23 protein-coding genes and 1 pseudogene are annotated in these 22,798 nt (G+C 71.7%); 8 read left to right on the top strand and 16 right to left on the bottom strand.

The window, feature by feature from the left end; all coding sequences use genetic code 11:
- Positions 1-99: 99 nt before the first annotated feature.
- Both ON30_RS15240 and ON30_RS15245 read right to left on the bottom strand, forming a co-directional pair.
- On the bottom strand, positions 100-579 hold the full coding sequence (locus tag ON30_RS15240; protein ID WP_040707703.1) for a carboxymuconolactone decarboxylase family protein: 480 nt from the start codon (positions 577-579) through the stop codon (positions 100-102).
- Entirely contained in the window at positions 576-1,658 is a 1,083-nt protein-coding gene (locus ON30_RS15245; RefSeq protein WP_040707705.1) for an NAD(P)H-dependent amine dehydrogenase family protein, read from the bottom strand. The genes ON30_RS15240 and ON30_RS15245 overlap by 4 nt, the downstream gene beginning before the upstream one ends.
- 248 nt (positions 1,659-1,906) lie before the next feature.
- Here ON30_RS15245 and ON30_RS15250 point away from each other — a divergent pair, with 248 nt between their 5' ends.
- Both ON30_RS15250 and erm read left to right on the top strand, forming a co-directional pair.
- Positions 1,907-3,223, top strand: coding sequence for a tetratricopeptide repeat protein (locus ON30_RS15250; protein ID WP_040707707.1), 1,317 nt, complete (start codon positions 1,907-1,909; stop codon positions 3,221-3,223).
- Between the two features lie 345 nt (positions 3,224-3,568).
- Positions 3,569-4,360 (top strand): 23S ribosomal RNA methyltransferase Erm, encoded by a 792-nt coding sequence (gene erm / locus ON30_RS15255; RefSeq protein WP_040707709.1) that lies wholly within the window; start codon positions 3,569-3,571, stop codon positions 4,358-4,360.
- 53 nt (positions 4,361-4,413) lie between these two features.
- Here erm and thpD read toward each other — a convergent pair whose 3' ends face one another.
- The 6 genes from thpD to ON30_RS15285 form a co-directional block, all read right to left on the bottom strand.
- The gene (gene thpD / locus ON30_RS15260; RefSeq protein ID WP_040707711.1) at positions 4,414-5,295 is read right to left on the bottom strand and encodes an ectoine hydroxylase; all 882 of its coding nucleotides are present in this window, start codon (positions 5,293-5,295) and stop codon (positions 4,414-4,416) included.
- A gap of 8 nt (positions 5,296-5,303) precedes the next feature.
- A complete protein-coding gene (locus tag ON30_RS15265) occupies positions 5,304-5,699 on the bottom strand; it encodes an ectoine synthase (RefSeq protein WP_040707713.1) in 396 nt (131 codons plus the stop codon).
- Positions 5,696-7,003 carry a diaminobutyrate--2-oxoglutarate transaminase gene (gene ectB / locus ON30_RS15270; protein ID WP_040707715.1) on the bottom strand — a complete coding sequence of 436 codons (1,308 nt, stop codon included), beginning with the start codon at positions 7,001-7,003 and terminating at the stop codon, positions 5,696-5,698. The genes ON30_RS15265 and ectB overlap by 4 nt, the downstream gene beginning before the upstream one ends.
- The gene (gene ectA / locus ON30_RS15275) at positions 7,000-7,512 is read right to left on the bottom strand and encodes a diaminobutyrate acetyltransferase (protein WP_040707717.1); all 513 of its coding nucleotides are present in this window, start codon (positions 7,510-7,512) and stop codon (positions 7,000-7,002) included. The genes ectB and ectA overlap by 4 nt, the downstream gene beginning before the upstream one ends.
- A gap of 178 nt (positions 7,513-7,690) precedes the next feature.
- On the bottom strand, positions 7,691-8,404 hold the full coding sequence (locus ON30_RS15280) for a winged helix-turn-helix domain-containing protein (protein ID WP_040707719.1): 714 nt from the start codon (positions 8,402-8,404) through the stop codon (positions 7,691-7,693).
- A 238-nt stretch (positions 8,405-8,642) separates the two neighbouring features.
- Positions 8,643-9,056, bottom strand: a complete 414-nt coding sequence (locus tag ON30_RS15285) for a hypothetical protein (RefSeq protein ID WP_245554057.1) — start codon at positions 9,054-9,056, stop codon at positions 8,643-8,645.
- Positions 9,057-9,285: 229 nt separating this feature from the next.
- Here ON30_RS15285 and ON30_RS39190 point away from each other — a divergent pair, with 229 nt between their 5' ends.
- Positions 9,286-9,531 (top strand): hypothetical protein, encoded by a 246-nt coding sequence (locus ON30_RS39190; RefSeq protein ID WP_157183748.1) that lies wholly within the window; start codon positions 9,286-9,288, stop codon positions 9,529-9,531.
- A 15-nt stretch (positions 9,532-9,546) separates the two neighbouring features.
- Here the strand turns inward: ON30_RS39190 and ON30_RS15290 are convergent, their stop codons facing one another.
- Positions 9,547-9,975 carry an anti-sigma factor gene (locus ON30_RS15290; RefSeq protein ID WP_040707720.1) on the bottom strand — a complete coding sequence of 143 codons (429 nt, stop codon included), beginning with the start codon at positions 9,973-9,975 and terminating at the stop codon, positions 9,547-9,549.
- A gap of 231 nt (positions 9,976-10,206) precedes the next feature.
- Here ON30_RS15290 and ON30_RS15295 point away from each other — a divergent pair, with 231 nt between their 5' ends.
- From ON30_RS15295 to ON30_RS15315, 5 genes are all read left to right on the top strand, one after another.
- Complete coding sequence (locus ON30_RS15295) at positions 10,207-11,418, top strand: glycosyltransferase (protein ID WP_040707721.1); 1,212 nt, start codon at positions 10,207-10,209, stop codon at positions 11,416-11,418.
- Positions 11,419-11,521: 103 nt separating this feature from the next.
- Complete coding sequence (locus ON30_RS36150) at positions 11,522-12,529, top strand: CAP domain-containing protein (protein WP_051029381.1); 1,008 nt, start codon at positions 11,522-11,524, stop codon at positions 12,527-12,529.
- Positions 12,530-12,688: 159 nt separating this feature from the next.
- A complete protein-coding gene (locus tag ON30_RS15305) occupies positions 12,689-12,973 on the top strand; it encodes a hypothetical protein (RefSeq protein ID WP_051029393.1) in 285 nt (94 codons plus the stop codon).
- Positions 12,974-13,175: 202 nt separating this feature from the next.
- Complete coding sequence (locus ON30_RS15310; protein ID WP_040707723.1) at positions 13,176-13,490, top strand: hypothetical protein; 315 nt, start codon at positions 13,176-13,178, stop codon at positions 13,488-13,490.
- A complete protein-coding gene (locus ON30_RS15315; protein WP_040707724.1) occupies positions 13,487-14,449 on the top strand; it encodes a glycosyltransferase family 9 protein in 963 nt (320 codons plus the stop codon). The genes ON30_RS15310 and ON30_RS15315 overlap by 4 nt, the downstream gene beginning before the upstream one ends.
- Positions 14,450-14,462: 13 nt before the next feature.
- On the opposite strand, the gene ON30_RS15320 is transcribed toward ON30_RS15315, so the two are convergent.
- The 7 genes and pseudogenes from ON30_RS15320 to ON30_RS15350 form a co-directional block, all read right to left on the bottom strand.
- A complete protein-coding gene (locus ON30_RS15320) occupies positions 14,463-15,128 on the bottom strand; it encodes a double zinc ribbon and FHA domain-containing protein (protein ID WP_040707725.1) in 666 nt (221 codons plus the stop codon).
- Positions 15,129-15,130: 2 nt separating this feature from the next.
- Positions 15,131-16,417, bottom strand: a complete 1,287-nt coding sequence (locus tag ON30_RS15325) for a vWA domain-containing protein (RefSeq protein ID WP_040707726.1) — start codon at positions 16,415-16,417, stop codon at positions 15,131-15,133.
- A gap of 19 nt (positions 16,418-16,436) precedes the next feature.
- On the bottom strand, positions 16,437-17,501 hold the full coding sequence (locus ON30_RS15330; RefSeq protein WP_051029382.1) for a PP2C family protein-serine/threonine phosphatase: 1,065 nt from the start codon (positions 17,499-17,501) through the stop codon (positions 16,437-16,439).
- A 185-nt stretch (positions 17,502-17,686) separates the two neighbouring features.
- The gene (locus ON30_RS15335; RefSeq protein ID WP_040707728.1) at positions 17,687-20,041 is read right to left on the bottom strand and encodes a serine/threonine-protein kinase; all 2,355 of its coding nucleotides are present in this window, start codon (positions 20,039-20,041) and stop codon (positions 17,687-17,689) included.
- Positions 20,038-21,201, bottom strand: a complete 1,164-nt coding sequence (locus ON30_RS15340) for a hypothetical protein (protein ID WP_040707730.1) — start codon at positions 21,199-21,201, stop codon at positions 20,038-20,040. Before ON30_RS15340 ends, ON30_RS15335 begins: the two co-directional genes overlap by 4 nt.
- Before the next feature lie 8 nt (positions 21,202-21,209).
- Positions 21,210-22,175 carry a glutamate ABC transporter substrate-binding protein gene (locus tag ON30_RS15345; RefSeq protein ID WP_040707731.1) on the bottom strand — a complete coding sequence of 322 codons (966 nt, stop codon included), beginning with the start codon at positions 22,173-22,175 and terminating at the stop codon, positions 21,210-21,212.
- Positions 22,172-22,798: pseudogene (locus ON30_RS15350) on the bottom strand (hypothetical protein); the annotation flags it as partial. The pseudogene ON30_RS15350 and the gene ON30_RS15345, both read right to left, overlap by 4 nt.

Consider the following 22,798-nt stretch of genomic DNA (forward strand, 5'->3'; position numbering starts at 1 on the left):
GCGCTCCCCCGGTAGCGAAGATTCGAATCGACCGATTTCGAGGAGGGTGGGGATGCGGCGGTGGCGTTGCCGGTGGTCGCGATGCGGTTCGCGGTGGGGTCAGTGGCCGGGCAGCACGCAGACGCTGTCCAGGCCCAGGACGTGGTTGAGGCGGCCGAAGGCGAGCCAGGAGCCGATGCTCATGCTGAGTTCGACCACTTCGCGTTGGCTGTAGTGGGCGAACATGCGGGTCCAGAATTCGTCGTCGAGGTTGTGGTGGTCGGTGGCGTAGCGTTCGGCGTATTCGGCGGCCAGACGGGTGCGTTCGTCGAAGCGGTCGGTGGTGCGCCAGTCGGTGACGGCCTGGGCGAATTCGGGTTCGACTTTCTGTCCGTCGCGTTCGGTGCGCCAGTCCAGGCAGAACACGCAGCCGTTGATCTGGGCGATGCGCAGGCGGGCGGCTTCGAATTCGCGCAGGCCGAGGGTGGAGTGTTCGTAGACCGACAGGGAGAAGGTGGAGGCGGCGATGCCGATGCCGGGCACCATCTCGCCCCACACGTGGCCGATGGGGTCTTTGCCTTCGGGGATGTCGATGATCACGGGTGTTTCCTTCCGAGTGTGCCGCGGGCGGGGCGCAGGGGGACCTCGAGGGCGTCGTAGAGGCCGGGTTCGGCCTCGCACAGCCAGTCGATGGCGTTGACGAGGCGACCGACGGCGGTGGCGTTGCCGCCCGCGGCGCGGTTGCCGTCCTCGTCGGTCGCTTCGACGCTGACCTCGATGCGGGGGCGTCCTTCGAGGATGACTCGGTGCGCGCCGTCGCCGCCGTCGGGGGCGGTGGGCCAGTCGGGGGCGCAGTCGGCGTGGATGCGGGTGACGTGTTCGATGACGATGCGGGGTTCGCCGTCGACGATGCCCTGGACCTCGAAGCGGATCGCGCCCTGGGTGCCCGCCGCGAATTCGCCCATGCGCGGGGTGTCGACGGTGGCCTCGAGGGGGCGGCGGTCGAGGGTTTCGCGGATGTCGTCGAGGTCGACGCCGAGGGCGCGGGCAAGGAGGCGGACCTGTCCGCCCCAGACCATGGTGGGCACGCCGGGGGCGATCATGGGCGGTTGGTAGTCCATGGGTTGGCCCATGCCGACGAGGTAGCGCACGGAGTCGGGTTGGTCGTAGGTGGTGTAGTCGAAGATCTCCTGGCAGCGCACGGCGTCGAGGGTTCCGCTCAGGCCGGTGAGCAGGGCGGGCAGGATGTCGTTGCCCCAGCCGGGGTCGACGCCGGAGACGAACAGGGAGCCGCGGTGTTCGGCGATGGCGGCGATGACGGGTTCGCGCAGGTCGGCGGGGGCGTTGCGGGGGTCGTAGAGGGGGTAGAGGGCGGGGGTGACGACGACGGCGCCGGTGGCGAGGGCGCGCAGGATGTCGGCGAGGGCGTCGTCGGGGCGGATGTCGCCGGAGGCGGCGTAGACGATCGCGCGCGGGCCCGCGGCCAAGGCCGCGTCGATGTCGTCGGTGGCGGGGACGTCGAGGCGACGGTCCAGTTCGGCGAGGTCACCCGCGTCGCGGCCGACTTTGGCGGGGTTGTGGACCAGGACGCCGGTGAGTCGCAGTGCGGGGTGGGCGTCGACGGCGCGGATGGCGGCGCGGCCAACGTTGCCGGTGCCCCAGACGAGCGTCGGGATCATCGCGCGAGCGTAGCAAGCGCTTGGTTTGTTGTCCGGGATATGCTCGATCCCGTGCCGGCGCAGCACAACTCGACCTCGCGCGCGAGCGGTGCGCGAAATCGCTTCCGGAACAAGCGAACAACTCGCTTTCATAACAGTCCTGGGCCGCCCTGGGCATAGGCGAGGGATTGGTGCGCCGACTCGCGCCGCGACTAGTAGGTTGAACCCGCCGACCCGGGCATTCGAGCGAGAGAGGCGGGACGCGACCGATGAACGAGCCGTATTCGCGCAGACATGCCCGCAACGCGGCCGACAATCCGCCGCTCGCCGCCCTCTACGACAGCGCCGCCCCGATCCGGTGGAACGGCAGCATGATCTACCCCCTTTACAGCGAACGCCTCGGCTCGACACCGAAACTGCTGACCATGGCGCTGCTGTCGGCCGCTCCCCCGGCGGGACTGCGCGGCCAAGGGATCGGGCTGTCGATGGTCGAGGGCTACATCGCCCTGGACGGCAAACGCCTCGGCGGGGTCGACGTGTGGAGCGACGCCCTGCACAGCGGGGTCACCTTCGAGCTGACCCCCACCGGCCCGAACGCGGGATTCAGCCTGACCCCGGTGTGGGTGGACGCGGTCGGGGTGCAGAAATCGTGGTCGGGCAACTACGGGATCCTGGTCGAGGACGTGCCCGACGGCCGCATCGCGCTGTGGTGCAGCATCGGCGAGGGCCCGCCGAACTTCGCGAATCTGGTGGTGGCGCTGATGATCACCCGCGCCCCCGAGCGTGCCCCCGCCCCGCCGGAGCACGCCGCACCGGAGCACGCCCCGCCCGAAGAATCCGCCCCGGACGAACCCGCGCCCGAACAACCGACCGCCGAGCGGCCGACCCAGCCCACCGTGCGCGCGCAGGACCCGTCCGCCGTGCCAGAGCAGCCCGAGCCTTACTCGGAGCCCGCGTCCGAGTACCGCCCGGAGCCCCAACCCGGGTACCACCCGGAGTCCCAGGCCCAGCCCGAGTACTACCTGGAGCCTGAGCCACACCCCGAGTACCGGCCACCGTCCCAGCGATACTCCGAGTCCCAGTCGTACCCGGGAGATCAGCGGTACCCGGCGGATCAGGGGTACGACGATCAGCGGTACCGGAACGAGCGCTATCCCGACCCCGAACCGGTCGCGCACCCCGAACCGGTGCGGGAGCCCGATCCGCCCCGCGTCGACACGCACCTACCCCCGCCCGGTTCGGGCGCGCCCGAACGCGGCGCGGGACCCGATCCGGGGTATCGCGGCGCGCTCTACGACCTGGGGTTGGCGATGTATCACCGCGGCGAGGAGGAGCAGGCGTGCGCGCTGTGGGCCCAGGCCGCTTCGGCCGGGCACGCGGCGGCCGCCTACGACCTGGGGGTGGTCCGCTATCGGCGCGGGGACGCCGATGGGGCCGAGCACTGGTGGCGCACGGCGGCGGACCTGCGCGACATCCGGGCGATGGCCGGGTTGTCGGAGTTGTTGGACCGGCTGGGCAGTCACGCCGAGGCGCAGATGTGGCGGGCGCGGGCCGCCGAGGAACGCGCGGGCGCGGATCTGGGCTGAGCGCGGAACGCGGCCTCGCCTAGCTAGCCCCCAGGTGACGGCGTGGGAAATTCGATTGAGCGGAATCGGCGGCGAGTCTACGGTTGCCGCATGGGATGCGGACCGATGACGAACGACGTGTGCGCGGTCGCCGCGTTCTACCTTCGGCTGCGCGCGGCGGCCCGGTCCGTGCCTGTGCGCGGGCGCGTCGGCTTCGTCGCGTAACCGGTTCGCGCGCCCACTGTTTCGGCGCGCGGGTCACCCTCGGTCGGTGGCCGGGTTGTCGCGGCGTGCCGGGTGGTGCGCCGGTCCGGCACGGGTCCGGGCGAATCAGGTCCTGATTCGATCCCGTCCCGGAGGACATCCATGTCCCGTTCTTCCGCGCGTACTCGCGCGCGTTCTGTCGTAGGCGACCGCAAGCGGTGGTCGCAGAATTTCCTCGTCGATCCGACGGTGGCCGAGGCGCTGGTACGCGCGGCCGGTGTGGGGTCGAGTGATCTGGTGGTGGAGATAGGTTCCGGTGACGGCATGGTGACCGGATGTCTGGTGGGGCTCGCGCGGCAGGTGCTGGCCGTCGAGATCGATCCCCGTTACGTGGGGCGGTTGCGGCGGCGGTTCGCCGGGGTCGACGGATTCGCTTGCCGGTTGGCGGATTTCCACGATGTCGAGCCGCCGGGCGAGCCGTTCGCGGTGGTGGCCAACGTGCCGTTCACCGGGTCGACGGATGTGGTGCGCTGGTGTCTGGACGCGCGGGCGCTCACCTCGGCGACCTTGCTGACCCAGCGCGAGTTCGCGCGCAAGCACAGCGGCGACTACGGGCGCTGGAGCAAGCTGACGGTGACCCACTGGCCGCACACGGCCTTCGAGTTGGGGATGACGGTGCCGCGTGACCGGTTCCGCCCGGTCCCCGGCGTCGACGCGGCGGTGTTGCGGCTGCGCAGGCGCGATCGGCCGTTGGTGGCCGACGCGGCGCGGTACCGGCGGGTGGTGGAGTGCGGTTTCTCCGGGGTGGGCGGGTCGTTGGCGGCCTCGCTGGGCCGGATGTTCGCGCCGCGGCGGGTGCGCGTGGCCTGCGAGCGGGCCGGGATCGCGCCGGACGCGCCCGTCGGTGTGGTCTCGCCGGGCGCGTGGCTGAGGCTGTATCAGGCGCTGGTATAGAAATGCGCCATGGGCGGCCGAGTAGATCTCGACCGCCCACAGCAGGGCATTCCCTAGACGGGAGTGAAGTCGCGGGCCGCGATGTAGCCGGGTCGCGGCGCCGGTGCCGAATACGGCTCGACCAGCGTGTTCTCGACGCTGTTGAACACCAGGAAGATGTTGGAGCGCGGGAACGGGGTGATGTTGTTGGACGAGCCGTGCATGATGTTGGAGTCGAACAGCAGCGCCGACCCGGCCCGTCCGGTGAACTGGACGATACCGTGCTGGTTGGCCAACTCGGCGATGGCGGCCTGGCTGGGCAGGCCGATCTCCTGTTCCTGCAACGATTCCCGGTAGTGCTCGGCCGGTGTGCTGCCCTGGCAGCCCACGAAGCTGCGGTGCGAGCCGGGCATCACCATCAGGCTCCCGTTGACCGGATAGTTGTCGGTCAACGCGATCGAGAGGCTGACCGCGCGCGGGGACGGCATCCCGTCCTCGGCGTGCCAGGTCTCGAAATCGGAGTGCCAGTAGAACCCGCCGCCGCGGAAGCCGGGCATGTAGTTGATCCGCGTCTGGTGCAGGTACACCTGCGAGCCGAGCACCTGGCGCGCCAGGCCGGCGACCCGGCTCTCGCGCACCAGATCGCCCACCGCGGCGCTGAGTTCGTGGACCTCGAAGATCGAGCGGACCCGACGCGAGGCTTTCTCCACGATGACCCGGTCGTCCTCGGCGAGGTCCGGGTCGGCGGCCAACCGACCTATCTCGGCCCCGAAGTCGGCGACTTCGGCGGGGCTGAGCAGGTCTTCGACCGCGGCGAATCCGTCGGCTTCGAAACCGGCCAGCGCGGGATGCTCCACGGTCCCCCACACCGTGGGATCGGTGCGGGGGACGGTGCGGGTGGAGGCGCCCTTGCGGGTCGGGTAGCGGTCCGACAGGTCCGTGATCTGCTGGGTCACCAACCGCCTCACCCGGCCTTGGCTTCGATCAGCGGGTAGACGCCGTCACTGTCGTGGACCTCCTGTCCGGTGACCGGCGGGTTGAACACGCACATCATCCGCATCCGGGTGCGCGCGATGAGACGGTGTTTCTCGTGGCCGTCGAGCAGATACATCGAGCCCGGGGCGAGGGTGTAGGCCTTGTCGTTGTCGAGGTCGTGCAGTGTCCCCTCCCCTTCCACCAGCCACACCGCCTCGATGTGATGGCGGTAGTGGAACTCGTGTTCGCTGCCCGCGTCGATGGTGGTCTCGTGGAAGGAGAACCCGACCCCGTCGCCGCCGAGCACGATGCGCTTGCTGCGCCATCCCTTGCCCGCGACGTCGCGTTCGGTGCCGGTGATCTCGGCGGTGGTTCGGACGATCATGCGCGTTCACCTCCATTGGCGGCGCCCCGGTGCAGTCGGCCCCATCCGGTGCACACGGTGTCGATGGCGCTGGTCAGTACTTGCAGGCCCCGGTCGATCTCGTCGTCGGTGACGGTCAGCGGCGGGAGCAATTTGACGACCTCGTCGCTCGAGCCCGAGGTCTCCACCAGCAGGCCGCGTTCGAAGGCGACCTGGCAGACCTTGCCCGCCTGGGAGGGGTCCTCGAAGACGATGCCCTGCACCAGGCCGCGGCCGCGGGTGCTGACACCGGCGAAGTTGCCCGCGGCCTCGCCCAGCGCGGCGGCGATGCGCTCGCCTTTGGCCTCGGTGGCTTTCTGGAGGGTGTCGTCGGCCCAGTAGTGCTGCAGGGCGGCGTGGGCGGTGACGAAGGCGGGGTTGTTGCCGCGGAAGGTGCCGTTGTGCTCGCCCGGGGACCACTGGTCGAGTTCGGGTTTGAACAGCACCAGCGCCATCGGCAGTCCGTAGCCGCTGATGGACTTGGACAGGGTGACGATGTCGGGGGTGATGCCCGCGATCTCGAAGGAGAAGAACGGGCCGGTGCGGCCCACGCCCATCTGCACGTCGTCGACGATCAGCAGGATTTCGCGCTCGGCGCACAGGCCGGCCAGGTGGCGCAGCCATTCGGCGCGCGCGACGTTGACCCCGCCCTCGCCCTGCACGGTCTCCACGATGACCGCGGCGGGGCGGTCGAAGCCGGAGGAGGTGTCGTCCAGGACGCGTTCCATCCATTGGAAGTCGGCGGTGGTGTTGTCGAAGTAGCCGTCGTAGGGCATGTGGGCGGCGTGCACGAGCGGCACGCCCGCACCCGCCCGTTTGGCGGCGTTGCCGGTGACCGACAGCGCGCCCAGGGTCATGCCGTGGAAGGCGTTGGTGAAGCTGAGCACGGTTTCGCGGCCGGTGATCTTGCGGGCCAGTTTCAGCGCGGCCTCGACGGCGTTGGCGCCGGTGGGGCCGGGGAACTGGACTTTGTAGTCCAGGCCGCGGGGCGCGAACAGGGTGTCGCGCAGGGATTCGAGCAGCCTGCGTTTGGCCGCGGTGGACATGTCCAGGCCGTGGGTGATGCCGTCGCCTGCGATGTAGTCCAGCAGCGGCTGCTTGAGCACAGGGTTGTTGTGTCCGTAGTTCAGCGCGCCCGCGCCGGCGAAGAAGTCCAGGTAGTCGTTGCCCTCTTCGTCGCGGATCCAGCTGCCTTTGGCGGTGGTGAAGACCGTGGGCCAGTTCCGGCAGTACCCGCGCACGTTCGATTCCATCTCGTCGAACACTTCGGTGTCGGCGTTGATCATCGGAGTTCCTCCTGAACTGTCGGTGCGATGCGATAGAGGTCTTCTGCGGCGTGGCTGTCGGGGAAGACGCCCGGCTCGAACAGCGAGCGCCTGCTCATGTGGTGTCCGCGGTCGCGGGCCACGGCGGCGAACATGGCGATCGAGGCCGGGTTGTCCGGGGAGACGGTGGTCTCGAGCGCGGTGGCCCCGCGTTCGGCGACAGCGTCGAGCAGTCCGGTGATCAGCGCGGAGCCGGTGCCGCGGCCGCGCTGGCTCTCGTCGATGGCGACCTGCCAGACGAAGACGGTGTCCGGCGCGTCCGGGCGCAGGTAACCGATGACGAAACCCACCACCCGGCCGTCCACCTCGGCCACCAGCGAGGTGTTCGCGAAATCGCGGCACCACAGCACGTAGGCGTAGCTCGAATTGAGGTCGAGCACGGCGGAATCCTTCGCGATCCGCCAGATATGCGCGCCGTCCTCGATCCGGGGGTGTCTCACAATCGTGGCGGTCGGTCTCTGCGTGGACATGGTTGGTGATGACATACAACTCCCAGGTTGGTTCTGGAGTACTCAACCAGGTTTGCCCGGTTACATGTCGATAACATGGTCGAAATCTTTACGGTTGTATTACGACCAGATCACATCCGCAGGCAGGAACCGCTTTTCTGTGACGCTCATGACGTTTGAAGTGATCTCCGGCGGGAAACTATCGTTGAATGTCCAACCGATAGCCGAGGCCGCGAACGGTGACCACCAGGCTCGGCGCGGACGGATCGCGTTCGATTTTCGTGCGCAAACGGCGCATATGGACGTCGACGATGCGCTCGTCGCCGAAAAATCCTTCGTCCCAGACCCGTTCGAGCAGCACGTCACGGGACAGGACGCGGCCGGGAGTTTCCGCCAGTTCGCACAACAGGCGAAATTCGGTGATGGTGAGCCGTATTTCCTCGTCGCCGCGCCGCACCGCACCGCCGTCGCGATCCAGGATCAACGGAATTTCCGCATCGGATTCCAGGACGACCTCGCGCGTACCCGATTCCCGGTCCGCGGTCAGGCGGGCGCGGCGACGCAGAGCGCGCATCCGCGCGGAGATCTCCTTGATCTCGAAAGGTTTGGTGACGTAGTCGTCGGCGCCCGCTTCCAATGCGGCCACCACGTCGTGGGTGTCGTCGCGGGAACTGATGACGATGATCGGGACGTCGTGATCGCGGCGGATTTCGCGAATGCAGTCGAAACCGTCCATATCGCCGAACATCAATTCCACGATCATCACGTCGGGCGCGCCGTTGCTGCGCAGCCGCGACAACGCCGCGGCGGCCCGCTCGGCCTCGCTGACGTCGTAGCCCTCCCCTTCCATGGCCCGGCGCAACGCACCGCGCACCTCGGCGTCCTCGTCCACGATCATCAGTTCGACCGGCATGACCGCACCTCGCTGCGCACCTCGAGACCTCACCCTCGCGGACCGCCGACGTCTGGCGCGGGCAATCGCATTCCCGTTCCGACGCGACAGTCCGCTTTCCAGCAACTTGCCAACACGCCGGTTACCCGACGGCGTGTCGCTGTAAACGTCAGGTTTCGTCGCGGGCCGGTGACAGCGGGGGTGACCTCCGACACGGCACCGCCCCCGCGTCCGGGACACGGGGGCGGCGGGAGCGGCTTCAGGCCGGGTCCGGCGGGCTCTCGAGCCGGTTGAAATTGCTGCGGCTGCCGTCGGCGCGGTCGTCCTGGTAGCGGAACTCGAGCCTGCGCGCGTCGAAGGCGGCGAACCACTGCTCCCAGTCCACCGGGCGCAGCACCGCGCCGCCGTAGCCGGGGAAGTCGAAGCGCAGCACCGACAACTCGCCGCCGTACTCGCTGCCCGGCATGGTGGCCGGGCGCGCGCCGCGCTGCTCGGCCCAACGGCGGATCACCGCGTGATCGCGGGTCACATGGGTGCGCACGGCTCGCGGTGAGCGTTCGACGACCTGGTGACGCGTTCCGGGCGCCTCGCGATCCTGCCCGGCGGGCAGCGAACGAGCGCGGCCCGGACCCGGTAGCGGATTGCGGGTGCTCGGTCGTCGCCGATAGTTCATGACGACCCTCCCTGAGCCCTGTGTGACAGTTGTCCGATCAACGGTGGCGTACCCGAGGGCGTCCGCGGACAAACGCGGACATCGCTGTGACCTGCGCCGCGCCGACCGGGACCGGATCGGTCTGGTTCGTCCATGCCCTCGGGGGTACCCGCAGCCGATGATGGCTACGCATACTTCGGGGCACACATCGGGGCATACTTCGGGGCGTACTGCAAGCACGACCGCCACCGTGCCGCCGCCGGTACCGAATCCGACGCCCGCGCCGATCCCGCCGGTTCCCCCGCCCGCGCCGCGTCCCGACCCGGACCCGGTACCCCCGGTTCCCGCGCCGGACCCGCCGCCGGACCCCGGCACCCCGCCCGGACCCGAGCCCGAACCGCTGCCGCCGGTGCCCGGACCGCCGACCCGCCCGGGACCGCTGCCGCCCGTGCCGGGGCCCGAACCGGTCGAGCCAGGCCCGCCCGATCTGACCTGACCGCCGAACGCGGGCTCACCGCGATCCCGCGGTGGGCCTGCACCAGTCGAATTCGACCACCGTCGGATAGCCGCCGGTCCTCGGATCGAACGCCGCCTGGCTGACGTCGAAGGATTCGGTGAGCGTCTGCACGATGTGGCGGCTCAGATCCGCGCGCGCCGACACCGTCGCACTGGCCGACACCGCGTCGGCGCGCACCCGCATGTGGGTGCGGTCGTAGGTGAAGCGGCAGTCGATCTCGGTGTCGGGGGCCGCGTCGAGTACCAGCGCCGTGGCGATCTCGTCCAGGGCCAACCGGATGTCGGTGACCTCGTCCAACGCGAAATCCGCGATCAGGGAGACGGTTTCGGCCAGCGACCGCAACATGATCAGTTGGTCCGGGCGCGCCGGAACGCGCACTCCCACCGTTGTCGTCGACCTGTCCCCGTGCGTGCTGTCCCCCATTGCCCATCACCACCTTGTCCCGCCGCGCCCGCGGCCGCTGCCCGGTCGGCAACTCCGCTCCGGCGAATCACGGCGTGTTGTGCCCTGCGTGCCGCGTACCCGGCGGGTGCGGGCCGAAACGGTCGCCCCGGTCGCGGCCGGTGAACGTTGTTTGCGTCCGCGCGCGCCCGGGCATATCCGGCACAGGCCGTATGCGGCTCGGGACGGGCCGGAACAGGATCGGAGTCAGCCGTGAAGATCGCGATGGTTTCCACGCACGCCAGCCCGCTCGCCGAACCCGGCAGCGCCGAAGCGGGCGGACGCAACGTCTACGTGGCGGCGTTGTCGGCGGCGTTGACGCGCGCCGGACATCAGGTCGTCGTCTACACCCGCCGCGACGACCCGCACGTGCGCACCGAGGTCCGCACCCGCGAGGGCTACGTCGTGGTGCACGTGCCCGCCGGCCCCGCCGCGCCGCTGACCCGCGATCAGATCCTGCCCCACCTCGGGGAGTTCGGGACCTTCCTGCAACGGCACTGGTCCACCCACCCGGTCGACCTGGTGCACGCCCACTACTGGAATTCGGCGCTGGCCGCCGAACTGGCCGCCCGCGCGCACCGACTACCGGTCGTGGTGTCCTTCCACGGCCTGGGCACCGTCGCGCGCCGCCACCATGGTCTGGCCGACACCAACCCGCGCTCGCGGATCCGTTTCGAGCGGTTGATCGCCCTGCGCGCGGCCCACGTGCTGGCCGGGTCCTCGGAGGAGGCCGCCGAACTGGTGCGCATGGGCGTGCCCCGGTTCCGCACCTCGGTGGTGCCCGGCGGCGTAGACCCGGGCGCGTTCAGTTGCTCGGGCGGCGCGGCCGGGCGCGGCGCCCGACACCGCCTGGTCGCGGCGGGAAGGCTGTTGCGGCGCAAAGGTTTCGACGTGGGCGTGCGGGCGCTGCCGGAGTTGCCCGACACCGAACTGGTGGTCGCGGGCGGCGCGGTCGGCGACGACATCGACGACGACGGCGAGGGCAGGCGGTTACGGCGCATCGCCGCCGAACACGGTGTGGGCGAACGGTTCCGGATCCTGGGTCCGGTCTCACACGTCGGCATGGCGCGGCTGTACCGCTCGGCCGACGTGGTGCTGTGCACGCCGTGGTTCGAACCGTTCGGGCTGGTCCCGCTCGAGGCGATGGCCTGCGGTCGCCCGGTGGTGGCCACCGCTGTCGGCGGCCTGCGTGACACGGTCGTGGACGGGGTCACCGGACGACTGCTGGCCTCCGCGGACCCGCACGAGGTCGCCGCGGCGGTGCGTCCGCTGCTCGAGGACTCCACCCTGCGCGAGACCTGGGGCGCGGCCGCCGACGACCGCGCGCGCGACGGCTACAACTGGGACCGGGTGGCCGCCGCCACCCGCCACGCCTACCTGCGGGCGGTCCCGCAGGGTGTCTCGGAGCCCGTCGCGGCGCGCTGATCTGCGGCGATACCGGCCGTTGGTGACTGCTTGGCGCTTCGTTGGCGACCGGCCCCACTCTTTGTGCAACCCACCCGAACACACCGCACAAAGGGACACTCCGATGAACCTCCGCACCGCCACCGCCGCCGTCGCCGCCCTCGCCGCGGGCGCGACCCTGTTCGTCCTGCCGACCGCCTCCGCCGCCCCCTACACCAACTGCGACGTCGACACCGCGGCGCTCGCGCTGCGCGGTGAGGAGGGCACCGTGCTCGACCGCATCAACCAGTTGCGCGCCGAGAACGGACTGGCCGCGGTCACCCACACCGACACCATGGCCCGCCCGGCCGAATGGGCCTCCAACGACAGCGCGGCGCGCGGGGTGTCCCCGGCCGACCACGTCGACACCCTGGGCCGCGACATCAAGACCCGTTTCGCCCAGTGCGGGGTGCCCGCCGACGCGCCCAAGATCGCCGAGATCAACTTCTACGGCACCGGCACCGTCGGCGGTCCCGAGGACGCGATGAAGTTCTGGTCCAACTCGCCGGGGCACCGCGCGATCATCCTCGACGGCGCGCTCACCGACGTCGGCGTGTCGGTGATCTATCAGGGCGACCGCCGCCACTGGACGGTCACCTTCGCCAAGTCGGGCAAGCCCGCGCCCGTCCCGACCCCGGCCCCGGTCGACCGGGTGACCCGCCAGAACCTGACCGGTGCCCAGCACCAGGCCGAGTTCGACGCCTTGGCCGCCCAGGGTTACCGGTTGGTCGACATCCAGGCCACCAGCGGCGACGATCCCCGTTACAGCAGCACCTGGGAGCGTAACGACGGTCGGGCCTGGCAGGCCCGCCACGGTTTCGACTCGCGCGGTTACCAGGCCGAGTTCGACGCCCTGGTGGCCCAGGGCTACCGGCTGACGCTGGTGCGCGGCTACGAGGTCGGGGGCTCCTCGCGCTTCGTCGGCATCTGGGAGCGCAACGACGGTCGCGCCTGGCAGGCCCGCCACGACATCGATGTGGCGAGCTTCCAGACCACCGCGGCCGAGCTGTCCGGGCAGGGCTACCGACTGGTCCACGAGCACCGCTACACCGTGGCCGGTCAGGTGCGCGTCGCCGCGATCTGGAACAAGTGAGCCGGGTCGCACCCGCCGGGCCGCGGTCTCCGCACAGGAGGCCGCGGCCTTCGCGCGTGCGCGGGTGAGCCCGCGAACAGTGGTGATTGCGGCCGGTGATCGCGGGTATGGCCGCTGGTGAACACCAGTGACAGCCGTGGAACATCCCAGGAGGGCATCGTGACCGAGGAACGTTTTCCCGACCACACCCGCACCACCCGCACCCACGCCGGAGAGTCCATCGAGGACACCCGCAACTGGCCCGGCATCCTGTTGGCCGCGGTCGGCATCGTCTCGGTGGGGTTGGCGCTGACCGCTTCCGGCTACGGCTACGAGGGCTGGGCGATCATCGCGGGCATCGTGGCGGTGGTGTGTCTGGCCGGCGGCGCGCTGCTGGTGTGGGCCGAGCACCGTCGGGTGCGCCGCCAGGAACCGGCCCACGAATACGACGACCACGGACACTGATGCGGCCCGGCGGTGACCGGTCGCGCCGATTACCGCCGCCCGAACGGGGTATGCGTCGGAGTGAGCACGTCGACGACGATCGGCGTCATCCCCGGCAGCGCCCGCGCGGCGCGCCACGACGCGGCGGTCTCCCCGGACCGCCCCCGGCATCCTCGCCCCGCACCCGCGACCGCCGGAAACCCGTTCAGCAGCAGGAGTTCCGATGAGAGCCAGCATCCCGATCCTGGTCGCCGCCGCCGCGGCCGCCGTCCTGACCGTCACCGGCTGCGGTGAAGCCGAGAAAGCGCTCAATCGTGGCGGTGACACCCCGTGCAGCGACTATCTCGGCCAGGACCAGGACTCCCGGCGGGTGACGGTCACCAAATTCCTGGAACAGGACGGTCGCGGCGGCGAGAACCCCGACCCGACCGTCGTGGACGCCTCGATGGCCGCGATCCAGGTGATGTGTTCGGCCCAGGCCAATCCCGACACCCCCATCCGGGACGCGGATCTGACCGGGATCGTGATCCCGCGATGAGCGCGCCGAGCCCGGCGGTGACCTTGGTCCTGCGCGCCCGCGGCCTCGGCGGGCTGCTGACCGCGCTGCCCGCCCTGCGCGCGGTGCGCGCCGCGCGCCCCCACCACCGGTTGGTGTTGGCCGCGCCGGGTTGGCTGCGGCCGGTCGTGGACCTCGCGGGCTGCGTCGACGACCTGCACGCCACCCCGATGCTGGGCGACCTGCGCTGGAACGCGCCGCCGCCAACCTCGGCGGTCAACCTGCACGGGCGCGGCCCCGAATCGATCACCGACCTGCTCGGCACCGTCCCCGACCAGCTGATCAGCTACCGGCACCCGGACTTCCCGCTCATGCGCGGCCCGATGTGGCCGGTGCACGTGCACGAGAACGTGCGGTGGTGTCGGCTGCTCGAATCGGCCGGAATCCCCGCCGACCCCACCGATTTCACGCTGTTGCCGCCCGCCCACGTGGAGGGGCGCGGCACGCATGTCGTCGTCCATCCGGGCGCGTCCCCGTCGCGGCAGTGGCCGCTGGACCGGTTCGCCGAGGTCGCCGCGCACCTGAGCCGCGCCGGTCACCCGGTCCTGATCACCGGTGACGCCACCCAGGTCACCGCCGCGCGCACCGTGGCGGAACTGGCCGGATTGCCGGAGCGCTACGTGGTCGCGGGCGAGTTGACGATGGCGCAGTTGGCCGACACCGTCGCCGGTGCGGCGCTGGTCGTGGCCGGTGACACCGGCGTCGGCCACCTGGCCACCGCGTTCGGCACCCGCTCGGTACTGCTGTTCGGGCCTGTCGCGCCGGATCGGGCCGGGCCGCCGCCGGAACGGTTCGCCCACACCGCGCTGTGGGCAGGCCGCCACGGCGACCCGACCTCGCCCGACCCCGATCCGGGACTGTTGCGCATCACCGTCGAGGAAGTTCTCGCCGCCTGCGACCGTCAGGTCCGCGGCGCCGAACTCGTCGCCGACCGGGTCTGAGATCGGTTCGGGCTCAGCGGGGTTCGGTGGACAGCGTGATCGTGGTCCACGCGCCCAGATGGATCCGGTCACCGCTGCGCAACGGGATCTCGGTGTCGGGCGGGATCAACTCGTCGCTGCCGTTGAGGCTGGTGCCGTTGGTCGAGCCCAGATCGGTGATCGTCAACGCGGTCGGGGTCAACCGCAACATCGCGTGCGCGCGCGACACCCCCGCGTCGGAGGGGGCCAACCCCAGGTCGATATCGGGGGTCACGCCCTGGGACAGGCTGCGTTTGCCGATCAGGATCTGCCCGCCGCGCAACACGATCCGCCGCTGCGGGACATAGGCGGGGAACTCCACGCGGTCGGCGTCGGGCCCCTCGCGGGCCAGGACCCGCTCGTAGAAGTCGGGGTCGGCGGTGATGGTGGCGACCCAGTCCACCAACCGCGCCTCCGTCACCGGGACGGGATCACCCGACTCCTCGGACGGCGGATCGATAATCGGCTGCGGCGCGGACGGTTCCGGTGCGCGCGGAGCGCTCAACGCCGAATCGTGGCCGCATTCCTCGCAGAAACGCCCGGCGCTGGGCAGCCCGCACGCCGGACACAGGTTCGGCGCGGGCGGCGCGCCCAGCGGCGACCCGCACACGTCGCAGTAGTCGGTCGCGGCCGAAGGGTGCCCGTCGAGACAGACCCGCATGCTCACCCCCGCCCGCGGACCCGGGTCGTCTTGGTCGAGCGCGCGTCCAACGCCATCTCGTCGGCGGCGCTGACCTTGCCGCGCAGGCGCACCGTGCCGTCGCGTTCGTCGACCTCGACCACGTTGCGCAACAGTTTCGCGGTGCCCTCGTTGCCGGATTCGGCGGCCAACTCCACCGCGCGCCGCAGTTTCGCCGTCGCGGTCTCCACATCGCCCGCGTTGCGCGCGGCCAACCCCTCCCGCACCGCCTGGGCCAACTCGGCCTGACCGGTGTAGTGGGCCACGCGGCGGCTGATGCGCGCCGACAGATCTGTCTCGGTGGTCCACACCGCCCGCACCAGCCCCTGCCCCACCGGCTCGCCCTCGGCGAGCACGCTGACCCTCGCGGCCAGTTTCTCCCGGCCCGGCGCGGCCGGTTCCACCTCCACCTGCACGTGGTATTCGCGCTCCTCCGCGCCCCACGCCCCCAGCGGATAGTCCCCGACCTGCGCGCCGGACTCGCGACGGCGCGCGGTCAGGTCCTCGATGGTGGGAGCGACCTGTTTGACGAAACGCAGCCGCGCCCCGGCCGGCGTCCACACCCGCAGGGTGAGTTCGGGAATGGTCTTGGCCAGCGACGAGCGGGTCATCGCCGCGAAATCCTGGGCCAACCCGGCCGGATCGGCGACGATGTCGACCGTGCCGTGCAGCGCGGAGGCGATCTGACGCAGTTCCTCGACCCGCCAGTCGGTGCCCACCCCGCGGCAGTCGCAGGTGAACGCGCCCTCGGACCGGGCGATCTCGGCGGCCAGCGCGGCGGGCTGCTCGTGCTCGTTCTTGCCGTCGGTGAGCAGGATGGCGTGCACCATCGCGCCCTCGTGCTTCCTGGACAGCTGGCGGGCCAACCCGAGCCAGGTGCCCATCGCGGTGCCGCCGGTGGGGCGCAGCACCGCCAGGTGGCCGCGCGCTTCGGCGCGGGTGTGCTCGCTCGCCACCGCCGACGGCGTGGTGACGGGGTAGATGAGCTTGGCCATCGAGGTGCCCGCCACGATCGAGAACCGGGTGCCGTCGGGCAGCACGTCCAGCGCCGCCAGCACCGCGGCGCGCGCGCCGTCGAATTTGCGCTGGTTGCCCATCGATCCCGAACAGTCCAGGATCAGGATCTCCACGCGCTCCTGGACCGGTTCGGCCGCCGCGAAACCGGCGCCTGTCTGCACGGTGACCACCGCGTCGACGGTGCCCGCGCCGTCGGCGAGGTACTCGTTCTGGTCGACGGTGACCGACACGCCCTCATCTGCCACGGAATTCACTGCCCCACTCCTGCTCGGATCACCGCACGGCCGCCAACGCGACCGTGATGTTGTCGTGGCCGCCGCTGCGCACCGCGAAGTCCACCAGTGCCCGCGCGGCCGTAGCCGGGTCGGCGGCGGCGACCAACTCCGCCAACCCCGCCGGATCGGGGCGATAGTTCCACAGGCCGTCGGTGCACAGCAGCAGAACGCCGGGACCGCCCGTGCGGAAGGTCCGCACGCAACTGTCCGACCACGGTTTCGGGCCCGAGTCCGCGCCCAGCCAACGCAGCAGCGTGTGGGCGCGCGGATCGTTCATCGCCGTCCGTTCGTCCATCGCGCCCGCGTCCACCAGCGCCTGGGCGTAGGAGTCGTCCACGGTCAGGCGCTGGGAGGCCAGGGCGCGGGAGGCGGGATCGGCGTCGCCGCGCAGCCAGTAGGCGCGGCTGTCACCGACATTGGCGACGGTCACCTCCACCGCGCCGGTGCCGTAGCCGCGCACGATCGCCGAGACGTAGGTGCACGAGGGCGCCTGCCCCTCGACCACGGCCACCGCCCGCACCGCTTGGGCGGCCGCCGCCAACCCGGCGAAGGACGCCTCGGCCGCCGAGGCGCCCTCGGCCAGCGCCGCCAGGCACGCCTGGACACCGGCGCGCGAGGCCGCGCCCGAAGCCGCCTGCGGGTCCTCGGAGGTGGACACGCCGTCACAGACCGCGATCACCGTGTACGCGGGACCGGCAGCGGTGTCCAGGACCGCGGCGGCCACCGAATCCTCGTTGCGGGCGTGGGCGACACCCCGGTCGGTGGCGACCTGGACCGCGCCCAGATCGGCTTCGAAACGGTCGGGTTGCGGACGCAGTTGACCGCAACCGTCGCAGTAGTCGTCGGCGTCGAACCGGTCGCCGCCGCAGCCCTCGCAGGACAGCGCCGCGCTGGTGTCGCGGTAGGGCAGCGCGACCCGGCGCGCACCCAATTCCCGCCCGCACGATTCGCAGAACCGGTCCCGGGCGGCGACCTCGTAGTCGCAGCCGGGACAGCGCGGCGCGGCGGTGACGTGGCGGTCCGAGCCCGCCTGGGGCTCGCGGATCGCGGTGGACTCGTTCACTTCGGCACTTTCGACTACGGCGGACGGGGGCGGGACAGGGGTCGAGCGGGCCGGGCGCGCCCAGCGGGGCACCCCGACCTCCTGGGTGGGGGCCTCTGGCGCGCTCGGCGCTGTGGGCTCTGGCGCCGTGGGCTCTGGCGCGCTCGGCGCGGTGGGCGCGGTCGGGTCGGGGATGCGCGGATCGGTCACAGTCTGGTCCTCGGTCGGATGGCGTTGGCGCGTTCGACCAACTCGACGCGGGTCCACAGGTCCTCGGCCTCGCGCGCCAGATCGCGGTAGCAGCGTTCCAGTCCGGTGCGCACGCCGTGGACGTCGAAACTCGCGCCCAGCAACGGTTCCCGGTCGGCGGGGCGAGCGCCGCCCCGCAACCAGGACAACGCCGCCTCGAGCACGCGCATCCGCACCCGCGCGGCCCGGCCCTTGGACTCGATGCGCAACCGCGCCACCCGCTCGCCCGCCGCGCGCAGCACGGTCTCGTTCAACTCCGTCGGGGCGCGCCCGGCCAGGATGGTTTCCACGGCGGCGATCCGCGCGGCGGAGTACTGCGCCGAGGACGGCTCGACCTGGTCCAGAGCGCGGACCGCGGCGTCGCGCGCACCCGCCGACCCGTGCAGGCGCGCCACCCCGAACACCGCGCTGACCTGGGCGCGGTCGGTGCGCCACACCGTCTCGTAGAGGCGGGTGGCGTAGTCGAGTTCCGCCCGTGCGGCCTCGCGCGCCGCCGCGGCGGCCAGTTTCGGGGCCGCCTCCCCCGGCAGCGTGTGGTAGACGACGTCGAATTCGGCGGCGGCGGTGCGGAATTCGCCGCGCAGCAGCAGCGCCTGGGCGCGATACCAGTGCAGTCGCCAGTCACCGGCCAGGGGCTCGGCGAGCGCGTCCAGGCGGCCCAGCGCGTCGGCGGCGTCGCCGATGTCCAGGGCGGCGCGCACCAACCGCAGCGGGATCTCCACCGATTCCGTGCCGCCGGTCACCACCGAGCGCATCCCGGCCTCGAGGACCGGCGCCAGTTCCGCGGGCGACACACCCGCGGCGCCCGCCAGCAACGCGGCCCCGGAATCGCCCGGGTCGACCAACGGCGCCGGCAGCGCGGCCAGCACCTCGGCCGGGGTCGGGGCGGTCTCGGCACCGAACACCCCGCGCGGCGGGCCGAACAGCGCCGACAACCCCGGACGCGGCAGACCGTCCTCGGCGGCGAGCACCTCGCGCAGCACCCCCGTCAGTTGGTCGGCGAACTCCTGCATCGAGACGAACCGCGCGTCCGGGTCCGGGTCAGTGGCCCGGACCAACAGCCGATACAGCGAATCGTGGGCGGCCAGCAGCGGTTCGGCCTCCGGGCCCGGCATGGGACCGTAATAGCCCTTGTCGCGGGGCAGCGGCATCGTCAACACCGCCAAGGTCCGGCCCACCGTGTAGACCTCGGTGGCGACCGTGGGACCGGTCTCGGCCATCTCCGGCGCCTGGAAGCCGATGGTGCCGTAGATGGCGCTGGACTCGTCGTCCAACGCGATCACCGCGCCCAGGTCGATCAGTTTGAGCTGCTCGTCGGTCTGCATGACGTTGTCGGGCTTGAAATCGCAGTAGGCCAGCCCCAGCGAATGCAGATACCCCAGCGCGGGCAGCATCTCCAGGATGTAGGCGATCGCCTGGGCGGGCGGCAGACAGCCCTGGCCGGATTCGCGGCGGGCGCGCCGGATCTGCTCGAGGGAGGTGCCGCCGACGTATTCCATGACGATGTAGCCCACCGCGACGCCGTCGGCGCCCAGGTGTTCGACGAAATTGAGGATCTTGACGATGCTGGGATGCTCGACCTCGGCCAGGAAGCGGCGTTCGGCGACCGCGGCGGCCATCGCGTCCAGGTCGCCGGAGTTCAACAGGCCCTTGAGCACCACCCAGCGGTTGTTGACGTTGCGGTCGGTGGCCAGATAGATCCAGCCGAGGCCGCCGTGGGCCAGACAGCCCGCCACCTCGTACTGCCCGCCGACCAGATCGCCGGCCGACAGGGTCGGGGCGAAGGAGAACCGGGCCCCGCAGTGCGGACAGAACCCCTCCACCCGGCCCGGACGCCCGTCACGGCCGCGCCCCACCGGTTTGTCGCAGCTCGGGCAGAACCGTTTGGCCTCGGCCACTTCCGGGTCCGGCAGAATCGCCGAGGCCGGATCGACCCGCGGCACCCGGGGCACGTCGACCATGCCCGCGCCGAGTCGCCCGCGCCCGCTCGACCGGCTCGAGGTGGAACGGCCGGTGCGGGCCGAGCGCGCCGAGACCCGCCCGGCGACGGTGCCCGGCATCGCGGAGGTGCCCGCACCCGGCACGGGAGTGACGGCGGGCGCGGATCGCGGTGCGGTGCCGCAGGTCTGGCAGTAGCCGTCGACGATCTCGCCGCCGCATCCCGGTTCCGCGCACACCGGATCGACCGACGGCGGCGCGGCGGGTGCGGGCGACGCGGAGATGGTCGCGGCGGCGGCGGTGGGCGCGGTGCCGCACACGGTGCAGTACCCGTCCTCCACGGTGCCGCCGCATCCGGGTTCGGCGCAGATCATGAGGTCCTCCCCGAGGTGGCCGCGATGAGACGTCGGTACTCGGCGACGGCGCGGGTCGCCGCCGCCAGATCACAGGGCCGCGCCCCCAACACCTGCCCGGCCGCGCGTTCGGCCGCCGCGACCGCGTCGAGCGCGGCCACACCGAGCCGGTCCGCCTTGGCGCGGTAGGCGCGCAGTCGCCCGCGCAGTTCCGCGCGCCGATCCAGCAGCCCCTGATACAGGTCGGCTTCGGCGCTCGCGCGTTCGGCGGCCGCCGCGATCTCGGCGCGCACCGCGATCAACGCCGCGACCGCGCCCGGTTCGAGCGCGTCCACTCGCCCCGCGAGCGCGGGATCGACGGTCCTGGGCGCGGGCAGCGCGCCGACCTCGATCTTCGCCGTCACCTCCGCGCGGATGCGCTCGACGCGGTCGACGGCCTCGCGCAGCGACTCCCACTGCGCGCGGGTGTGGGCGAGCGCGGCGGGCCAGTCGGCGCGCATCGCCGCCGCCTCCGCCAGCAGCGCCGCCTCCCGACGCAGCGCGGCGTCGAGTTCGCCGATCCGGGCGTCGATGTCCTCGGGGCGCAGGGCCAGCGGGTCGGTCGCCGAATCGCGCAGCAGCGCCGCGATCCCCGACTCCACCTCGCTCGTGCCGCCGCCGAGCGGGCCCGCCGCGTCCAGTCGGTGCTGGATCGGGGCCAGTCCCGACAGGATCCGGGTGTTGACCGCGTCCACCGCGTCCAGGAACTCCGCGATCCGCGGGAATGTGGCCTTCATCCGGTCCACGACGTCGGCCAGCCCCACCATCAGGACCTGCTCGCCGGGACCGGTCAGCGACCGCCGCGCCATCGGGATCGGCACCCGGCTCGCCTCGTGCGGTCGGCCGCGCAGCAGCCTGGTCAGCTCCGCGCGCGTCGCGTCGTCCACGCGGGCACGGGTCCCGCGCGCGGACTCGGCGGCCTCGAGGATCGCGCGCAACCGGCCGTGGTCCTGCCACATCAGCTCGAGCGCCTCGCGCACCGGCAGCCAGGCCGCCTCGGTGGCGCCCGCGGGCGGGAAGGAACGGATCAACGTCAGCCCGGGATGGCGGTCGAGGTCGACCAGGGTCGCGGTGATGCGCGCGCACTCCTCGACCCGGAAGCGCAGTTCGGCGTCGATCTCGGCCAGGGTGAGTATCGCCATGGCGCGGGTCAATCCGAGTACCGCGGAACCGGCGGGGACTGGTCGAGGCCCAGATCGGCCAGCCGCTGATCGCGGATGCGCGCCCAGGTGCCGTCCGCGCGGATTCGTTCCAGCACGCCGTTGACGAAACGCACCAGATCCGGGCTGCCCTTGGCCACCCCGACCGCGTAGGCGCCGGCGCCGATCGGTTCGCCGACCACCGACAGGTTGCGGTCCTGGGCGACCAGCCCGTACAGGATCGGGTCGTCACCGCTGATCGCGTCGACGTCCCCCTGTTGCAGCACCGCCAGGCAGTCGGTCCAGTTCGTCACGCCCAATACCGTCACCCGGGTGGGAAGCTCGAACAGCGGACCCGCCGCGGTGGTGCCGTTGGCCACGCACACCCGTTTGCCGCCCAGGTCGGCCGCCGACCGGATCGACGAATTCGTCGGGACCAGGATGCGTTGGGCCGCGCGATAGTAGACGGCGGAGAAGTCGACGTCCTGGCGGCGCTGGCAGGTCGCGGAGAAGGTGCGCACCACCAGGTCGACCTTGTTCTCGCGCAGCGCGCTCAACCGTTCGGCCGCCGTCACCGACCGCAGTTCGACACGGTCGGGGTCGCCGAAGATCGCGCGGGCGATCTCGCGCGCGATATCGATGTCGAAACCCTCGATCTGACCGGTCACCGGGTTGCGGAAACCGAACAGGTAGGTGTTCTGGTCTACGCCCACCCGCAACCGGCCCCGATCGCGGATCGCGGCCATCGGCGAACCGGCGGGCATCGCGCCGGGCGCGGGCAGCGGACCGGGCCGCAGGCTGATCTCGGCGTCGCAGGCCGTCTCGGACTGTGGCGGCACGGTGATCTCGGCGAAGTCGTGCGGGGTCGGGTTCACCGCCGACACCGTCAACGGATCCGGCGCCGAGACCCCGCTGCCGCAGCCCGCGACCGTCAGGCACAGCGCCAGCAGCGCGACGCTGATCCTCGTGTGCTTCACAGGAACTCCTTCAACCGCGGCCACAGACCGACCACCACGGCCCCCGCCGCGCCCAGCATCGCCAGCAACGCCACCGCGGGCGCCCAGCTCAGCGCGTCGCCCGCGTCGTTCACCCCGTCGCGCAGTTGCGCGCGGGCCGCGGCCAGGTCCGCGCCCAGCGCGCGGTCCACCGCCGCGAAACGCTCGGCCGAGCCCTGCGGTCCCGCGCCGATGGCCTGGTTCAGCGCGGCGTTGAAATTCGCCGACCGGTACGCCTCGACCTGGGCGCGGTGCCCCTCGTTCCAGCTGTCCACGCTCACCGCCGCCGCCGAACCGGGGCCCAGCGCCGCCGCCAGGTTGGTGCGCAGCGCGGCGAGGTGGTCCTCGTAGCTCTTCTCGCCGTCGGCGATGTCACCGCGCACGATCAGTTGCAGTGTCTCGTCGGTGCGGGCCTGCTGGGCCAGGATGCGCGCCTGGGCCAGCGACTCGAAACGGACGCTGGGACCGGAGGAGTCGTTGTCCAGGGCGGCGCCCGCGATCGCGGTGGACCCCAGCGCCCACGCCAACGCCAGCACCGCCGCGCCGCCCGCCGCGACCAGCCCCGGGTTGACCCACCGGTTGGTGCGCCGCACCAACACCGCGGA

Source organism: Nocardia takedensis NBRC 100417 (assembly GCF_000308695.1).
GTDB lineage: Bacteria > Actinomycetota > Actinomycetes > Mycobacteriales > Mycobacteriaceae > Nocardia > Nocardia takedensis.